The organism is Paraburkholderia sp. RL18-085-BIA-A (assembly GCF_046027075.1).
In the GTDB taxonomy this organism is placed as follows: Bacteria; Pseudomonadota; Gammaproteobacteria; order Burkholderiales; family Burkholderiaceae; genus Paraburkholderia.
In genome coordinates, this window is sequence record NZ_JARESU010000049.1 from 47,386 (window position 1) to 62,578 (window position 15,193).

At 64.5% G+C, this 15,193-nt stretch carries 13 protein-coding genes and 1 pseudogene; 9 read left to right on the forward strand and 5 right to left on the reverse strand.

Annotation, left to right across the window (positions count from 1 at the left end; genetic code table 11):
* The first annotated feature begins 80 nt into the window (after positions 1–80).
* The 5 genes from P0D89_RS27780 to P0D89_RS27800 all read left to right on the forward strand — a co-directional run bounded on the left by P0D89_RS27780 (position 81) and on the right by P0D89_RS27800 (position 6,854).
* Positions 81–983, forward strand: coding sequence for a YihY/virulence factor BrkB family protein (locus P0D89_RS27780; protein ID WP_408357811.1), 903 nt, complete (start codon positions 81–83; stop codon positions 981–983).
* Positions 984–1,149: 166 nt separating this feature from the next.
* The gene (locus P0D89_RS27785; protein WP_408377527.1) at positions 1,150–1,953 is read left to right on the forward strand and encodes an alpha/beta fold hydrolase; all 804 of its coding nucleotides are present in this window, start codon (positions 1,150–1,152) and stop codon (positions 1,951–1,953) included.
* Between the two features lie 4 nt (positions 1,954–1,957).
* The gene (locus P0D89_RS27790) at positions 1,958–4,288 is read left to right on the forward strand and encodes a hybrid sensor histidine kinase/response regulator (protein ID WP_408377528.1); all 2,331 of its coding nucleotides are present in this window, start codon (positions 1,958–1,960) and stop codon (positions 4,286–4,288) included.
* A 137-nt stretch (positions 4,289–4,425) separates the two neighbouring features.
* Positions 4,426–5,517 carry a cell division protein ZapE gene (gene zapE, locus P0D89_RS27795; RefSeq protein ID WP_408377529.1) on the forward strand — a complete coding sequence of 364 codons (1,092 nt, stop codon included), beginning with the start codon at positions 4,426–4,428 and terminating at the stop codon, positions 5,515–5,517.
* Positions 5,518–5,759: 242 nt separating this feature from the next.
* Positions 5,760–6,854, forward strand: coding sequence for a hypothetical protein (locus P0D89_RS27800; protein ID WP_408357807.1), 1,095 nt, complete (start codon positions 5,760–5,762; stop codon positions 6,852–6,854).
* A gap of 98 nt (positions 6,855–6,952) precedes the next feature.
* Here P0D89_RS27800 and tkt read toward each other — a convergent pair whose 3' ends face one another.
* The 4 genes from tkt to P0D89_RS27820 form a co-directional block, all read right to left on the reverse strand.
* Positions 6,953–9,034: a transketolase gene (gene tkt, locus P0D89_RS27805; protein ID WP_408377531.1), complete on the reverse strand. Its 2,082-nt coding sequence runs from the start codon at positions 9,032–9,034 to the stop codon at positions 6,953–6,955.
* Between the two features lie 322 nt (positions 9,035–9,356).
* Positions 9,357–9,902 carry a cupin gene (locus P0D89_RS27810; protein WP_408357805.1) on the reverse strand — a complete coding sequence of 182 codons (546 nt, stop codon included), beginning with the start codon at positions 9,900–9,902 and terminating at the stop codon, positions 9,357–9,359.
* 435 nt (positions 9,903–10,337) lie between these two features.
* A complete protein-coding gene (locus P0D89_RS27815) occupies positions 10,338–10,508 on the reverse strand; it encodes a hypothetical protein (RefSeq protein WP_408357804.1) in 171 nt (56 codons plus the stop codon).
* A 48-nt stretch (positions 10,509–10,556) separates the two neighbouring features.
* Positions 10,557–10,820: a hypothetical protein gene (locus tag P0D89_RS27820; protein WP_408357803.1), complete on the reverse strand. Its 264-nt coding sequence runs from the start codon at positions 10,818–10,820 to the stop codon at positions 10,557–10,559.
* A gap of 182 nt (positions 10,821–11,002) precedes the next feature.
* Here P0D89_RS27820 and P0D89_RS27825 point away from each other — a divergent pair, with 182 nt between their 5' ends.
* Positions 11,003–11,239, forward strand: a complete 237-nt coding sequence (locus P0D89_RS27825; protein ID WP_408357802.1) for a hypothetical protein — start codon at positions 11,003–11,005, stop codon at positions 11,237–11,239.
* Between the two features lie 77 nt (positions 11,240–11,316).
* Here P0D89_RS27825 and P0D89_RS27830 read toward each other — a convergent pair whose 3' ends face one another.
* Positions 11,317–11,562 carry a DUF6723 family protein gene (locus tag P0D89_RS27830; RefSeq protein ID WP_408377533.1) on the reverse strand — a complete coding sequence of 82 codons (246 nt, stop codon included), beginning with the start codon at positions 11,560–11,562 and terminating at the stop codon, positions 11,317–11,319.
* 229 nt (positions 11,563–11,791) lie between these two features.
* Here P0D89_RS27830 and P0D89_RS27835 point away from each other — a divergent pair, with 229 nt between their 5' ends.
* From P0D89_RS27835 to P0D89_RS27845, 3 genes and pseudogenes are all read left to right on the forward strand, one after another.
* Positions 11,792–12,013 carry a hypothetical protein gene (locus P0D89_RS27835; RefSeq protein ID WP_408377534.1) on the forward strand — a complete coding sequence of 74 codons (222 nt, stop codon included), beginning with the start codon at positions 11,792–11,794 and terminating at the stop codon, positions 12,011–12,013.
* A gap of 126 nt (positions 12,014–12,139) precedes the next feature.
* A pseudogene (locus tag P0D89_RS27840) lies at positions 12,140–14,494 on the forward strand (FdhF/YdeP family oxidoreductase).
* A 338-nt stretch (positions 14,495–14,832) separates the two neighbouring features.
* Positions 14,833–15,186 carry a hypothetical protein gene (locus tag P0D89_RS27845; protein WP_408377536.1) on the forward strand — a complete coding sequence of 118 codons (354 nt, stop codon included), beginning with the start codon at positions 14,833–14,835 and terminating at the stop codon, positions 15,184–15,186.
* The last annotated feature ends 7 nt before the right edge of the window (positions 15,187–15,193 follow it).

Sequence of the window (15,193 nt, forward strand, 5' to 3'; positions counted from 1 at the left end):
TTGCTTACGGTATATAAAGCAAGCAGGCATGTCGAGACTGGCTGCCAGCCGGCAGTCCCCGATACGCATCGCGAGACCCCATGCAAAGCCTCTTCGACCAGCACGCGTTGTATATCGCGAAGCATCCCGGCCCGTTCATCCTGCAAACGCTGAAGGCATTTCGTGCGAACCAGGGTTTGCTGCTCGCCGGCGCGGTCGCGTATTACGCTTTGCTGTCGATCGTACCGCTGCTGATCCTGATCGTGATCGTGCTGTCGCGGTTCCTGCCGCAACAGGTGTTGCTCGCCGCGCTCGCCCATCTGCTCCGATGGCTGGTGCCCGGCCAGTCGAATGCGCTGGTGCAGGAGCTGGCGAATTTTCTCGAACATCGCGCGGTGATCGGCTGGGTGCTGTTGCTGACCATGATCTTCTTCAGCTCGCTCGCGTTCACGGTGCTCGAAAACGCGATGTCGCTGATCTTCGTGCACCGCGTGGTGATCCGGCGGCGGCACTTCCTGCTATCGGCGCTGCTGCCCTATTGCTACATTCTTTTTCTCGGCGTCGGGCTGCTGATCGTCACGTGCGTGTCGAGCGCGCTCGAATCGATTGGAGCTGCGGGCGTCGACCTGTTCGGCCTGCATGTTTCGCTGGAAGGGCCTACGCGTGTGCTGCTGTATCTGCTGGGCCTCGCGGGGGAGATTTTCGTGTTGACATCGATCTATCTGGTCATGCCGGTCGGGCGCCCGTCGGTCAAACATGCGCTGTTCGGCGGCGTGGTGGCCGCCGTATTGTGGGAGATCACGCGCCATGTGCTGGTCTGGTACTTCGAGACACTATCGCAGGTCAGTGTGGTGTATGGATCACTGACGATGGCGATTGTGATCCTGCTCAGCCTCGAATGGCTGGCTACGCTGCTGCTGTTCGGCGCGCAGGTGATTTCGCAATACGAACGATTCGGCCAGGAGCCCATTCACGCGCCCCAGCCGGAAATCAAAACCGATTGACCTCGTGCAACGAGCGAAGCAACGACCAACGCCACCGACAACGCATAACGCGCACCGCTTGACGATCGCGTCACGCCCCTTCTGGCGACGAGACTGCGGTAACATTCCCCCGGACGTCGGCCCGCCGCATTCCGCGCATCGCTTCCGCAGACATCAGGACTCGACAATGAGCATTACCCAGCGCAACAGCATACGGATCTCCGGCAGCGGCAAACGGACCATGGTGTTCGCGCATGGCTTTGGCTGCGATCAGACCATGTGGCGCTACCTCGCGCCGTCGTTTCATCCCGGGTTCCGCACGGTGCTGTTCGATCACGTCGGCAGCGGCTCGTCGGACCTGTCCGCTTACGACACCGTCAAATACGACTCGCTGCAAGGCTACGCCGACGACCTCGTCGAAATCGTCCGCGCGGTGGCCGACGAGCCCGTCGTGTTCGTCGGCCATTCGGTCAGCGGCATGATCGGGCTGATCGCGAGTCTGAAGGCGCCGCATCTGTTCGCCGCCCAGGTGATGGTCGGCCCGTCACCCTGTTATGTGAACGACGGCGACTACACCGGCGGCTTCACGCGCGACGACATCGAAGATCTGCTGCGCACGCTCGAAAGCAATTATCTCGGCTGGTCGAGTACGATGGCGCCGGTCATCATGGGCGCGCCGACGCAGCGCGAACTCGGCATCGAACTGACCAACAGTTTTTGCCGCACCGATCCCGAGATCGCCGGGCAATTCGCGCGCGTCACGTTCCTTTCCGACCATCGCGCGATACTCCCGCGCAACACCACGCCCGCGCTGATCCTGCAAAGCAGCGACGACATCATCGCGCCGTGCGCGGTTGGCGAATACCTGCGGCGAACGATGCCACTCAGCACGCTGCATGTAATCGAGAACGTCGGCCATTGTCCGCACCTGAGTTCGCCCAGCGCCAGTTCGGCGGCAATCAACGCCTTTCTCGGACAGTTGAGCCTGTAACGCGATGTCCTCCACCGACCGCCCGCTGCCGTCAGCCGACGCGTTGTACGAGCACGCCGCGTGCGGCCTGCTCGTCACCGACGCCAACGGCCGCATCCAGCGCGTGAACGCGACCTTCTGCGGCTGGCTCGGCTACGGCGCGGCCGATTTGATGGGCGGCAAGCTTATCCAGGATCTGTTGAGCGCCGGCGGCAAGGTGTTCTATCAGACGCACTGGGCGCCGTTGCTGCAAATGCAGGGCTCGGTGGCCGAGGTGAAGCTGAACATGATCCACCGCGACGGCCACATGGTGCCGATGCTGCTCAACGCGGTGTGCCGCCGTCACGGCGACGCGAGCTACTTCGAAGTGGCGGTGCTGATCGTCGCCGACCGCCACAAGTACGAACAGGAACTACTGCTCGCGCGTCGCAACGCGGAAGCGTCGGTGGCCGCGCACAAGCTGGCGCAAAAAGCGTTGCAGGAAAGCCGCGACGTGCTGAGTCTCGCGATGCGCGGCGCGCGCATGGGTGCGTGGTCGTACGATCCGGCATCGGGCAAATTCTGGTGGAGCCGCGAACTGGAGGCGCTCGCCGGCTATGCGGAAGGTCGTTTCGCGCACACCGCAGGCGGCTTTTTCGAACTGATTCATCCGGGCGATCTGATCGGCCTGAACGAAGCGGTCGATCGCGCGGTGGCGAGCGGCGACGACTATGTCGCCGAATTCCGCTTCATGCATGCGAGCGGCGACTGGTGCTGGATGGAAGGCCGCGGCCGCGCCACCTACGACAGCAACGGCGAGCCGCTGACGGTCTACGGCCTCGGCCTCGACATCACCGAGCGCAAGGAAGCGCAGACGGTGCTGCTGCGCCAGGCGGCGATCTTCGAGCATTTGAGCGACGCGATCGTGATCACCGATCTGCGCGGCAACATCACCGACTTCAACGTCGGCGGCGAACGCATGCTGGGCTATCGCACGCGCGAGATTCTCGGCAAGCCGGTGTCGATCCTCCATCCGCCGGAAGACGCGCTGCGCATTCGCCGCGAAGCGCTCGCCGCGCTCGCCGCCGACGGCACGTGGCGCGGCGAGCTGACCTTCGTGCGGCGCGACGGCACGCGCGGCGTGTGCGATACCGTCGTCAAGCCGCTCGCGAACGCACGCGGCGACATCTACGGCGCGGTGTGCGTGAGCCGCGACACTACTGAACGACGGCGCGCCGAGCAGCAACTCAAGCGGCTGAATCTCGAACTCTCGAAAGCCGACCGGCGCAAGGACGAATTTCTCGCCACGCTCGCGCACGAACTGCGCAATCCGCTCGCGCCGATGCGCAACGTGCTCGAGATTCTGCGTCTGAAGGAATTCGCGGACGCGCAACTGAACTGGTCGCGCGACGTGTTCGACCGCCAACTGCAGCACATGACGCATCTGGTCGACGACCTGCTGGAAGTGTCGCGCATCACGCAGGGCAAGCTCGAGTTGCGCAAGCAGCGGCTCGAACTCGCGCGCGCGATGCAGTCGGCGATGGAAGCCGCGCGCCCCACCGTGCAGGCGTCGTCGCATCATCTGAGCGTGACGCTGCCGCGCGAGCCGCTTTATCTCGACGCCGATCCGACGCGCCTGTCGCAGATGATCCTGAACCTGCTGAACAACGCCGCCAAGTACACGCCGGCCGGCGGCAACATCTCGCTGGCGGCGGAGCGCGAAGGCAACGAGGCAGTGATCGTCGTGCGGGATTCCGGCATCGGCATTCCGCGCGAGCATCTGGGCAGTGTGTTCGAAATGTTCTCGCAACTCGCGCCGGCGCTGGACCGCTCGCAAGGCGGCCTCGGCATCGGCCTCGCGCTGGTGCGCGGGCTCGCGGAATTGCACGGCGGCTCGGTCGCGGCATTCAGCGGCGGGCCGGGCACGGGCAGCGAATTCATGATTCGCCTGCCGCTGTCGGCGACGACAGGCGAGCCCGCACACAGCGCGATGCCGGAACTGCCGCACGCGGCCGGCATGCGCATCGTGATCGTCGACGACAACGCCGACGCCGCCGACAGCCTCGCCATGGTGCTCGAACTCGAGGGCCACGAAGTGCGCACCGCCGGCGACGGCCTCGCCGGTCTCGCGCTGATCGGTGAATTCGCGCCGCAAGCGGTGATTCTCGACATCGGCTTGCCGCAATTGAACGGCTACGAAGTGGCGCGGCGCATCCGGCGCGCCCATCACGACACCGGCATTCTGCTGATCGCCGTCACCGGCTGGGGTCAGCAGCAGGACAAGCAGACCGCCGTCGACGCAGGCTTCGATCATCACTTCACCAAGCCGGTCGATCCTCGCGAGCTGCAACGGGTGTTGAGCCAGCAGCGGGTTTGACGGGGGACGTGGCTGCTAAAATGGCGCGATATTCGCCAGCCGTCATGTCATGTTCTACGACCTCGCCGCCGCATTGACCTCACGCTCCGCCGCAAGCTGCGCTCCGCTCTTCGCGCCGTGCACCGGCACGCTCACCCATGCTTGACGAAGCCCGCATCACCCGCAAGCTGGCCGCGCGAGGCATCGTGCCCGATGCGCGTCAGCGCGACGCGATCGTGGCGCTCGTCGCGCTCCTCGGCGCAAACGGATCGCGACACGCGAAGCCGGGCGCCGCATTCGCGCAACAAGGCGTCTATTGCTACGGATTGCCAGGACGCGGCAAGAGCCTCATCGTCGATACGGCGTTCGAGCTGGCGAACTGCCGCAAACGGCGTCTGCACTTCCACGAATTCCTGCGCGAGATGAACCGGCGCCTGGTCAGCGCGCCGCGTGGCGATGACCGGCTCGGCGCGGTATCGCGTGAATGGCTCGACGGAGTCGAGCTGCTGTGCTTCGACGAATTCCACGTGCACGATATCGCCGACGCATTTCTGATGGGCCGCTTTCTAGACACCGCGATCGGCCTCGGCACACGCATCGTGCTGACGTCGAACTACGCGCCGGACGGGCTGCTGGCGAACCCCGAGTTTCACGAGCGCTTCCTGCCGACCATCGAGCAGATCAAACGCCGCTTCACCGTGATTCATTTCGACGGCGCGCGCGACTACCGTTTTGGCGGCGAACTGGCCGAGGTGCAGCGTTTCTTTGCGCCGCTCGACACGTCGAGCCGCGACGCGCTGCGGCACATTTTCACGCGCCATGAAGGCAGCGGGACCGTCGAGCCGCTCACGCTGAGCGCGGCAGGCAGGCCACTCGCGGCGCGTGCGGCGGGCTCGGCCCTGCTGTGGGCGGACTTCGAAAGCCTCTGCGTCGCGAGCCGCTCACATCTCGACTACCTCGATCTCGCCGAACAATGGCACGGCCTGATTCTCGACAATCTGCACACCGCGCGGCTCACGCACGCGCATACGCTGCAGCGCCTCGTGTGGCTGATCGACATCTTCTACGACCGCAAGCGCGCGCTCTTCATCGCGTCCGATCAACCGCTGGATACGGCCTTGATCGGCCTCGAAGGTGCGCATGACCTGTCGAGAACGTTGAGCCGGCTGGCTGAAATGCAGTCGCGCGCATATCGCAGCACGCTCGAAGATCACGGCCACGCCGTGGAAAAACGCACGGTCGGGTCGTGATTGCCCTTCGTCACACTTCACGCATGCGTCCGCGACGCGTAGCACCGCGCGCGCTCGTGCAAATCTTGCAATGCAGCGGCAAATCCTGCGCGACGACTCACTCGCCGACTGAAAGCGCAAACCGCCTGCTAATCGGCTGAAACGGACCAATCGGATGGCATGCGGGCTGCGCGGGAATGCGACCTGCTACCGCCGTTGCGGGCCCATTCTTCAGCGGATTGCCGTCCGCGTTTTCCGTTGCCATGATCAGAACAGCTTCCGTCGCCGCCGCATTGTGGGCCGCGTGCCTCACCTGCGCCTGCGTGCATGTCGGACCGTCCCGCCTCAAGGCCGACCAGGTCGACTACGCGCGCGCCCTCGGCGATGCGAAGAAACGCGCGATACTCGCCGCCGTGATCGGCCTGCGCTACGGCGACGCGCCCGCGTTTCTGACCGTCAGCAGCATCATCGCCGCGTACACCTTCGACACGACCGGCGGCGCCACCCTCAATGCCGGCTCGGGCAGCATGCCGAACTACGCGCTCGCGACCGGCAGCGTGTCCTATTCGAACCACCCGACCTTCACCTTCACGCCGACCACCGGCGAGGCGTTCGCGTCCGCGTATATCCGGCCGCTCGCGCCGTCGCTGGTGATGCCGCTTGCCGAAGGCGGCATTCCGATCGACCTGCTGCTGCGCATCACCGCGCAGTCGGTGGGCGGTTTGCAGAACGGCAATGCGCTCGGCGGCGAGAACAGCGCGGGCGCGCCCGGCTTCTTCGAATTGCTGCGCGCATTGCGGCGTCTGCAACTGGCCGGCGAGCTGAACGTCGAGTCGCGCGAGGCGCAAGGCAAGGACGGCAAGAGTAGCCCGATGGGCGTCTTTCTGGTGATGGGCGCGACCACCAGCGGCGAGTCGCCGAAAACGGCAGCCGACGTGGCGCGTGTGCGCAAGCTGCTGCATCTGTCGTCGAATACGCGGACCTACGAGCTGGTGTATGGGCCTTCGTCGACATCGCGCAAGGGCGACAAGATTCCGCTGGTGACGCGCTCGGTGCTCGGCATATTGACCGACCTCGGCGCGCAGGTGCAAGTGCCGGTCGAGCGGATCGGCGACGGGTCGACCACGCCCACCGTGGGTCTGATCGGCGGCGAGACGCGGCCGACGATCATCATTCATTCCGGCCAGCGGGCGCCCGATAATGCGTATGTATCGATTGCTTATGGTCCGTCGATGTATTGGGTCGAGCGCAACGACTTCGACTCGAAATACGCGTTCACGGTCGTGCAGAATGTGATGGCGCTGGCCGAGGCCGATACGAGCAGCAAGGCGCCGGTGGTGACGATTCCGGCGAACTGAGGCTGAGCGTCGGCGGCAATCAGGCGCTCGGGCAAATGGACAATCCGGCAACCGGCGGCTTGAATGCCGCCGGTTGTTTCATCGCACTCGTCAAGCCATCAGGCGCCGCGTTTCGACTGCACCCGCGCGATCTGCTGCTTCGCCGCTTCGTACACATGCTCGGGCGTGAAGCCGAATTTCTTCTTCAGATCGGCCAGCGGCGCGGATGCCCCAAACGTATGCATCACCACCTGCGCGCCGAGCCGGCCCACATAGCGGTCCCAGCCGAGCGTCGCGGCCTGCTCGACGGCGACCCGCGCATCCACGTCCGCGGGCAACACCGAGTCCTGGTACGCGTCGTCCTGGCGCTCGAACACATCCCACGACGGCATCGACACCACGCGCGCCGCAATGCCCTCGCCCTTGAGCTTCTCGTAGACGTCCACGCAGATGGACAGCTCGCTGCCCGTCGCCATCAGGATCACCTGCGGCTTCTCTCCGGCCGGTGCATCGGCGAGCACATAGGCACCCTTCTGCACGCCGCTCGCGGCGGCATAGCGGCTGCGGTCGAGTGTCGGCAACGCCTGGCGTGACAGGACGATGCACGACGGCCGCCGCGGGTCGGCCAGTGCCACACGCCATGCCTCGGCCACTTCGTTCGCGTCGCCCGGACGCAGCACGGTCAGCCCCGGCACGCCGCGCAGCGATGCCAGTTGCTCGATCGGCTGATGAGTCGGACCGTCTTCGCCGACGCCGATCGAATCGTGCGTGAACACCCAGATGGACGGCACTTCCATGATCGCCGACAGGCGGATAGGCGGCTTCATGTAGTCGCTGAAGATCAGGAAAGTCGAGCCGTACGGCCGCAGATTCGACAACGCGAGCCCGTTGACCACCGCGCCCATCCCATGTTCGCGAATGCCGAAATGCAGATTGCGGCCCGCGTAGTTGTCGGCTTCGAAGCTGCCCGCGCCTTCGAACTTCAGATTGGTCTTGGTGGACGGCGAGAGATCCGCCGCGCCGCCGATCATCCATGGCACGCGCGCGGCGATCGCGTTGAGCACCTTGCCCGACGAATCGCGTGACGCGACACCTTTCGGGTCCGCGTCGAAAGTGGGAATGCCACTGTCCCAGCCAGCCGGCAATTCATGCGCTTCCATCTGCGCGAATTCACGCGCGAGGTCCGGGTACTGTTTGGTGTACGCGTCGAAACGCGCTTGCCAGTCGACACGCGCCGCCTTGCCGCGCGCCCCGATGCCCGCCGCGAAACGTTCGTGCACGCCGTCCGGCACATAGAAGAATTTGTCCTCGGGCCAGCCGTAGGCCTTCTTGGCGAGCGCCACTTCCTCGACGCCGAGCGCTTCGCCGTGCGCCGACGACGTGTCCTGCTTGTGCGGCGCGCCCCAGCCGATGATGCTATGGACCACGATCAGCGTCGGCCTGTCCTTGACGCCTTTCGCTTCCACGAGGGCCGCTTCGAACGCCGCGGCGTCGTTCGCGTCGTCCACGTGCAGCGTGTGCCAGTTGTAGCCGCGAAAACGGCTTTCCACGTCGTCGCTGTACGCGAGGTCGGTGTGGCCTTCAATCGTCACGCGGTTGCTGTCGTAGATCCAGATCAGGTTCGACAGCTTCAGATGACCGGCCAGCGACGCCGCTTCGTGCGAGATGCCTTCCATCATGTCGCCGTCGCCGCACAACGCGTAGACGCGGTAATCGAACAGCGGCGCGTCCGGCTGGTTGAAACGGCTCTCATACCAGCGCGCGGCCATCGCCATGCCGACGCTGTTGCCGAGCCCCTGGCCGAGCGGGCCGGTGGTGGTTTCGACGCCGGACGTCAGCCGGTACTCGGGGTGGCCCGGTGTGTTGCTCTCGATCTGTCGGAAATGTTCGATGTCGTCGAGCGACACGGCGGGCGAGCCGGTCGGCTTGCCGTCGTGATCGACGGCCTTGACGTTGGCCAGATGCAGCAGCGAATACAGCAGCATCGATGCATGCCCGACCGACAGCACGAAGCGGTCGCGGTTCGGCCACAGCGGCTCGTCGGGGTCATAGCGCAAATGGTTTTGCCACAGATGATAGGCGACCGGGGCCAGTGCCATCGGCGTGCCGGGGTGCCCGGAATTGGCCTTCTGCACAGCGTCCATCGACAGCGTGCGAATCGTATTGATGCACAACTGGTCGAGGGCGGGATCGTTTTGCATGGAGCGCTCCTTGATCGGCGATTGGGAAGATGACCGGCACGCACTCTTGACGCTCTGAGCGAACGCGACGGCGGACCGTGTTGGCGTGGAACAACGCATCGGGAACCGCAGCAAGACTCACCGATGATGCGCCGATGCGCGAAACTCTGCACGGTACGTTGCGTACGGGGGCCCGGCAACGGCTGGAACGGCGAATGAACTTTCAGAGTGCTTGTGATGGGGAGTCGTTTTTACGGGCGTGGTCGGCGCGTGGCCTCGCGTCATATCGAGGTCGACTCAAGGTCATACCCAAGGTCATGTCGAAGCACGCAGCAAAACCGCCTCAAGCCGCATGCAACCAGTATTCGACGAGCGGCCCATGCTTGCCGTCAATCGGGTCCAGCGCCGGGAACGGCAGCGCGTTCATCGCCTGCAACTCCTGCGGCGACAGCGCTTCGCGGCGAATGTCCCATTGCTGCCCCTCCGGATATCCGGCTACCACCTGAAATTGCCGCTCGAACGATTGCAGACAGTGGCCGGTGCCGGCGGGCAGCAACAGCGCGTCGCCGGCCGATATCGTCAGCACTTTGCCGCCCGGGCCGCCGACGATCACCTGCGCAGAGCCACCCGAGACGCCGAGCACTTCGTGCGCGGTCGCGTGGAAGTGGTGGTAGTCGAAAATGCCGTTGCGCCACTGCGCCGGCCAGGCGTTGCGCTCGAACAGGATTTCGAACGCAACTGCCAGATCGTCGCTCTCAGGCATCAATGCGCGCCGGTAAATCAACACTGGCAACTTGCGGTTGTTCGGCACCCAGTCGTGCGGTTCCAGCATCAATGCTTCGTACTCGGTTTTGGCCGCGTCGAATCCGTGTTTCGTATCGTTGAACATGATTGGCTCCTGTGCGTTCTGAGGCTCGCGGGAAGTGCGACGAGGCGGAAGCGAGTCGAGGACGAAGGCGGGCGGCGAGGCGCGCGGCAGATTCATCGCTGCAAAGACAGCCCGATCCTTGCAAGTCCCGTAGTCGTTGCGAAATACATGGGGCGCTGCAGGCCACCTGCGCAAAAAATTCGTGCAACCGAAGTAGTGCTTGCATAAAGCGGTAGTGCTCGCATAAAGCGCGCCTGGGCAGGAGCGAACGCGACACCAGCGACATCGCCGAGAGGCCAGCGCTGACCAACTCGTTGAAGACGATGCGCGGCCTGGTGTGTCGGGCAACGCGCAGCTAACCCAAAGCCGCACTCCCCGTGCTACACTCGGCCGCCATCCGCGCGTCTCCCTCACCTTGCGTCACGCCTTCCAGGCTCCTGCAGGCGCGCTCTGCACTCAACCGCCGCCAATCCCTTGCAGCACCTTGCCCGTGCCGCCGCACACCATGCAACGCGCACCCTCCACCTTGCCTGTGCCGTGGCACGCCGCGCAAAGATCCTCGCCGACGCCCGGCGCGTCTGGTAGCGCTTCGTCGCCGGAATTCATTGCTTCGTTATCCTGTTGCATATGGCTCTCCATTCGGTTTTGCTCGCGCTCCTCAGCGCGACCACGTCGTCAACCCTTGCGTTGCGATTCGCGTCCGCCACCGCCCGGCGGCTCGGCGTGCGCGCCGGTGCCGAGCGGCACTTCGGCTGTCTGCGCCGGCCGCTCTTCCGAGCGCGGCGGATTGGTTTGCGCGTCCACGCCGGTCTGCTCCACCGGCTCGATGCCCAGCGGGCTCGGCTCGACGTAATGCCTTCCGCTCGGCTTGTTGCGCGCCCTCGTTTCCGGCGAGATGTCAGGCTTGTCGCCGTTTTTAGCGCGTTCGGTGTCCTGCATGGCGCCCTCCTTCGAATAAGCACTCCTTCGATGCAGCAACATCCGGTCCATCTCCACAACAATCACTGGTTCGATCGGCTGACTGACGCCACCGGCGCCGGCGCGCCCGTGGCGCGCTGGGCACGGCCGTTGCGGCGTCGGTACTGGAGCTCTGGCCCACGTTTTGTAAAAAGGAGAGCGTCATGACGATCACGACGATTCGGGTATCGGACACTGAAGTCCAGGTCGAACGAACCCTGTACAAGTTCGCGCAAACGAAAGATGCCGATGCATTCCAGCGCTGCCTCGCGGACGAATCGATCGACAGCTGCTATCGCACGCACCCGCCGATGTCAGCGCAGCCGACGATGCCCGGCCAGCATCCTGACGATCCTGGCCGCGGCAGCACGATCTCGCCGCCCCTCGGCGACATGCCCTGAGCAGCCATACCCAGCCGATACGTTGTCGTGCGGCGTGTCCCCGCCGCGCATCGGTCTTGCGCTGTCGCTCATCTCCGTCACTTTTCGGGCGCCGCGCGATCCGCAGCGACGATCTCGCGGCCATAGTCGATCGCGGCCCGCCGTGCCTCGTCAGCGGTCGCATAGGGTCCGATCTCCGGTGCGCCGTCGAACGGAAACAGGATTTTCCTGTCCGCTTTTCTGACAACCTTCAGTCCACCTATGTAACGGCCGTCACCTGTTCCGTGATAGCTGGCGTAAATCTCGAAGTCATCGTCAGCCACGTCGGCCTTATGTCGCGCCATGTGTGCTCCCTCGTTCCTGCACGGTCAGTGCATGATGTGTCGTGTGCGATGGCATTGCCGCAGCGGCGTTGCGCGTGCCGGCTTCGAGCAATAGCCGTTCCACGCGACTCCGGCCCGCTTTTAGCGGCTAATCACGCGGCCACCCACGCAGCTTTGCGCCGGCGCGACGATTAGAGGCACGGGGGTTGCATTCATTTGAAGAGAACGAAATCCACATACGGAGACAGCGATGAATTTATCGACTACCTTGCCTCATCCCGTCGGCCCGTGTCGCATGTCCCGTTGGCGCATGCATACGCCAATGCCGCCCGAGGTCGACCCTGACGCACCGTTGCCCGACGTCGACCCCGATCCGCAACCGGACGACGATGAGCCCGAGAACCCGTCGCGCGCTCCCGAAGGCGATCCACCCGCCAAGCCGCCGCCGGTGTACATCCGGTGTCCGCCATGAGGCACCACGGGCTGCGAGCACCCGTCTCGATGAGCATTGAAAGCGCAATTTAATACACAGGTCCGCTAATTGCGGACCCTCCAGTGCGAGCCGGCGCGCGACCGGCCAAGCCGCAAGGAGCCAACCATGAGCACTGACCGCTCGACCGCCGACGTCGCCCTGCCGGACCCGTCGGCCACCGCGCCGCTCGAGCTATACCGCCATCCCGCGGGCGGTTGGGGATCGCTGAAGGCCGTGGCGACGATCCTCGTGCAAGAACACGTCGCGCTGAACGGCAGCCGCATCCTGTCGCAACAGAACAAGCCCGAGGGCTTTGCATGCGTGAGTTGCTCATGGGCGAAACCGGCGGACCCGCATCTGTTCGAGTTCTGCGAAAACGGCGCGAAAGCGACCGCGTGGGAAGTCACCAACAAGCGTATCGACGCGAATTTCTTCGCCGCGCACACGCTCGCCGAGTTGCGCACGTGGAGCGGCTTCGAACTCGAATCGCAAGGACGCCTGAGCGCGCCGATGCGCTGGGATCCCGCCACCGACCGCTACGTGCAAACCACCTGGGAACACGCGTTCGCCGAAATCGCGCTTGAACTGCAGGCGCTCGATCCGAACGAGGCGGTGTTCTACGCATCGGGCCGCGCGTCGCTGGAATCGTCGTACCTGTATGCGCTGCTCGCTCGCATGTACGGGACCAACAACCTGCCCGACAGTTCGAACATGTGTCACGAGAGCACGTCGGTCGCGTTGCCGAAGACGATCGGTGTGCCGGTCGGCACCGTGCAACTCGAGGACTTCGAACACGCCGACTGCCTGCTGTTCTTCGGCCACAACACCGGCACGAACGCGCCGCGCATGCTGCATCAGTTGCAGGACGCACGCAAACGCGGCGTGGGGATCATCACGTTCAATCCGCTCAGGGAGCCCGGACTTGTCCATTTTGCGAACCCCCAATCGCCGCGCGACATGCTCACGCCCGCCGAGACGCAGATCAGCACGCAATACCATCAGTTGAAGATAGGCGGCGACGCGGCGGCGATCAGCGGGATTTGCAAGCTGCTGATCGAATGGGACGACGACGCGCAGCGCACCGGCTCGCCGCGCGTGCTCGACGCAGCGTTCATCGCCGAACATACACAGGGCTTCGGCGCGTTCGCTGCCGCGATGCGCGCGACCTCGTGGGATGAGATCGAACGGCGTTCGCAACTCACGCGCGCCGCGCTCGAAGATGCTGCACGGGTGTATGCGAACGCGAAGGCCGCGATAGTGCTGTACGGCATGGGCATCACGCAGCATCGCAACGGCGTGCAGAACGTGCAGATGCTGTCGAACCTGCTACTTCTGCGCGGCAATATCGGACGGCCCGGCGCGGGTATCTGCCCGATTCGCGGCCACTCGAACGTGCAGGGACAGCGCACGGTCGGCATCACCGAGAAGCCCGAGCTTGCGCCGCTCGACAAGCTCAAGCAACTCTACGGGTTCGAGCCGCCGCGCGAGAAAGGTATGAGCACGGTCGAGGCATGCCAGGGCGTGCTCGACGGAAAAGTGAAGGCGTTCATCGGTCTCGGCGGCAACTTTCAGGTGGCCATCCCGGACCATCATGTGATGGACCCCGCGTGGCGAAAGCTCCGGCTCACCGTGTAAGTCGCGACCAAACTCAACCGCAGCCACTTGTTGCACGGCGAAGTCGCGTACCTGTTGCCGTGTCTCGGACGCATTGAAATCGATCGCCAGGCGAGCGGCGAGCAATGGGTCAGCGTCGAGGACAGCACGGCCTGCGTGCATGGCTCACACGGACTCGCGGAGCCGGCCGGCGACATGCTGCTGTCGGAACCGGCGATCGTCGCGGGCATCGCGAAGGCACTGCTGCCGCGCACTCCGAATGTCGACTGGGACGCGTGGGTCGGCGACTACGCGCTGGTGCGCGACGCGATCGAACGCACTTATCCAGACCAGTTCGAACACTTCAACCAGCGCTTCAGGCAGCCAGGGGGTTTTCACCGGCCGCTTGCGGCGTGCGAGCGCAAATGGAAGACCAAAAATGGCAAGGCGAATTTCATCGCGCCCGCCACGCTCGATGAAGACCCCGACATGCCACCCATCGGCGCGGACATGCTGAGTCTGATGACCACGCGCGGCGACAGCCAGTTCAACACCACGGTCTACGCCCTGGACGACCGCTTTCGCGGCGTGCACGGCACACGCGACGTGCTGCTGCTGCATGCGGACGACATGACGCGCCTCGGCTTCGCGGAAGGCGACGCGGTGTGCGTGTCGACGGTTTCAGACGACGGCGTGACGCGCGAGATAGACGGCCTGCGGGTTCACGCATTCGATATTCCGCGCGGCTGCGTGATGGGCTACTACCCCGAATGCAACCGCTTGATCCCGCTGTCGCATCACGCGAAGGAGAGCCTGGTGCCGGCGTCGAAGTCGATACCAGTGCGGCTGCGCAAATCGACGAGAGCCGACGGGCAGGTCGCGGCTTGATTAGTTGAAACGTGCACTCCAAAAAAAAGCGCGCCGGCTCACAGCGGCGCGTCCTACCTCCAACGTACATTTAACGCATCAAACTTCAACCGCACAAACGCCTGCTTCAATCTCGCGTACACCATCTTCAACGCGAGCGCCTGCTGGGCCGCGTCGGGACGCCGCAATCGATGTGCTCGTGCCGAGGCGGCTTGCCTCGCACCACTGCCAAGGCCGCGCGCACAAGTCGCGTATCGATTCATGTGGAAGATCGAAAGCTGCAGAAGATAAGATAGTCGGTCATTCGGCCTCAGCCAAATCGAAATGCATTCCGTTGATCGACCCTTCATCTTCTTGCCATGAACACACCCGCACTGACCGAAGACGAAAATGACGACGCAAACCTGGGCCTCTATCAGCGCGCGACACAAACCGGCGCGGAATGGTGGCGCGTCAGCGTGGCCGACCGGCCCGAGACCTATCGCCTCGAACATGGCGTCGACGACGCCGACGGCGCGGGCGCGGTCGATATCGATCTGGTGGTCGACGCGGAAAACCTGCGCGCGAAGCTGAAGAAATGGCGCCGCGAAGGCTTCGCGATCGACGCCGGCGACACGGCGAGCGCACCCAGTGCGCTTGAACGCAAAGCCTTCATGCCGGAATTGCAGCGGGTCGCCGCGCTGGGCGCGGCGCCCCCGCGCCCGCCGTATTAAGACGCAG

Excerpts from the sequence above, each read along its gene's own strand:
- P0D89_RS27845 (WP_408377536.1), top strand. The coding sequence starts at position 14,833 with ATGAACACACCCGCACTGACCGAAGACGAAAATGACGACGCAAACCTG.
- P0D89_RS27825 (WP_408357802.1), top strand. The coding sequence starts at position 11,003 with ATGACGATCACGACGATTCGGGTATCGGACACTGAAGTCCAGGTCGAA.
- P0D89_RS27800 (WP_408357807.1), top strand. The coding sequence starts at position 5,760 with ATGATCAGAACAGCTTCCGTCGCCGCCGCATTGTGGGCCGCGTGCCTC.
- P0D89_RS27780 (WP_408357811.1), top strand. The coding sequence starts at position 81 with ATGCAAAGCCTCTTCGACCAGCACGCGTTGTATATCGCGAAGCATCCC.
- P0D89_RS27835 (WP_408377534.1), top strand. The coding sequence starts at position 11,792 with ATGAATTTATCGACTACCTTGCCTCATCCCGTCGGCCCGTGTCGCATG.
- P0D89_RS27790 (WP_408377528.1), top strand. The coding sequence starts at position 1,958 with ATGTCCTCCACCGACCGCCCGCTGCCGTCAGCCGACGCGTTGTACGAG.
- P0D89_RS27810 (WP_408357805.1), bottom strand. The coding sequence starts at position 9,902 with ATGTTCAACGATACGAAACACGGATTCGACGCGGCCAAAACCGAGTAC.
- P0D89_RS27820 (WP_408357803.1), bottom strand. The coding sequence starts at position 10,820 with ATGCAGGACACCGAACGCGCTAAAAACGGCGACAAGCCTGACATCTCG.
- zapE (WP_408377529.1), top strand. The coding sequence starts at position 4,426 with ATGCTTGACGAAGCCCGCATCACCCGCAAGCTGGCCGCGCGAGGCATC.
- tkt (WP_408377531.1), bottom strand. The coding sequence starts at position 9,034 with ATGCAAAACGATCCCGCCCTCGACCAGTTGTGCATCAATACGATTCGC.
- P0D89_RS27830 (WP_408377533.1), bottom strand. The coding sequence starts at position 11,562 with ATGGCGCGACATAAGGCCGACGTGGCTGACGATGACTTCGAGATTTAC.
- P0D89_RS27815 (WP_408357804.1), bottom strand. The coding sequence starts at position 10,508 with ATGCAACAGGATAACGAAGCAATGAATTCCGGCGACGAAGCGCTACCA.
- P0D89_RS27785 (WP_408377527.1), top strand. The coding sequence starts at position 1,150 with ATGAGCATTACCCAGCGCAACAGCATACGGATCTCCGGCAGCGGCAAA.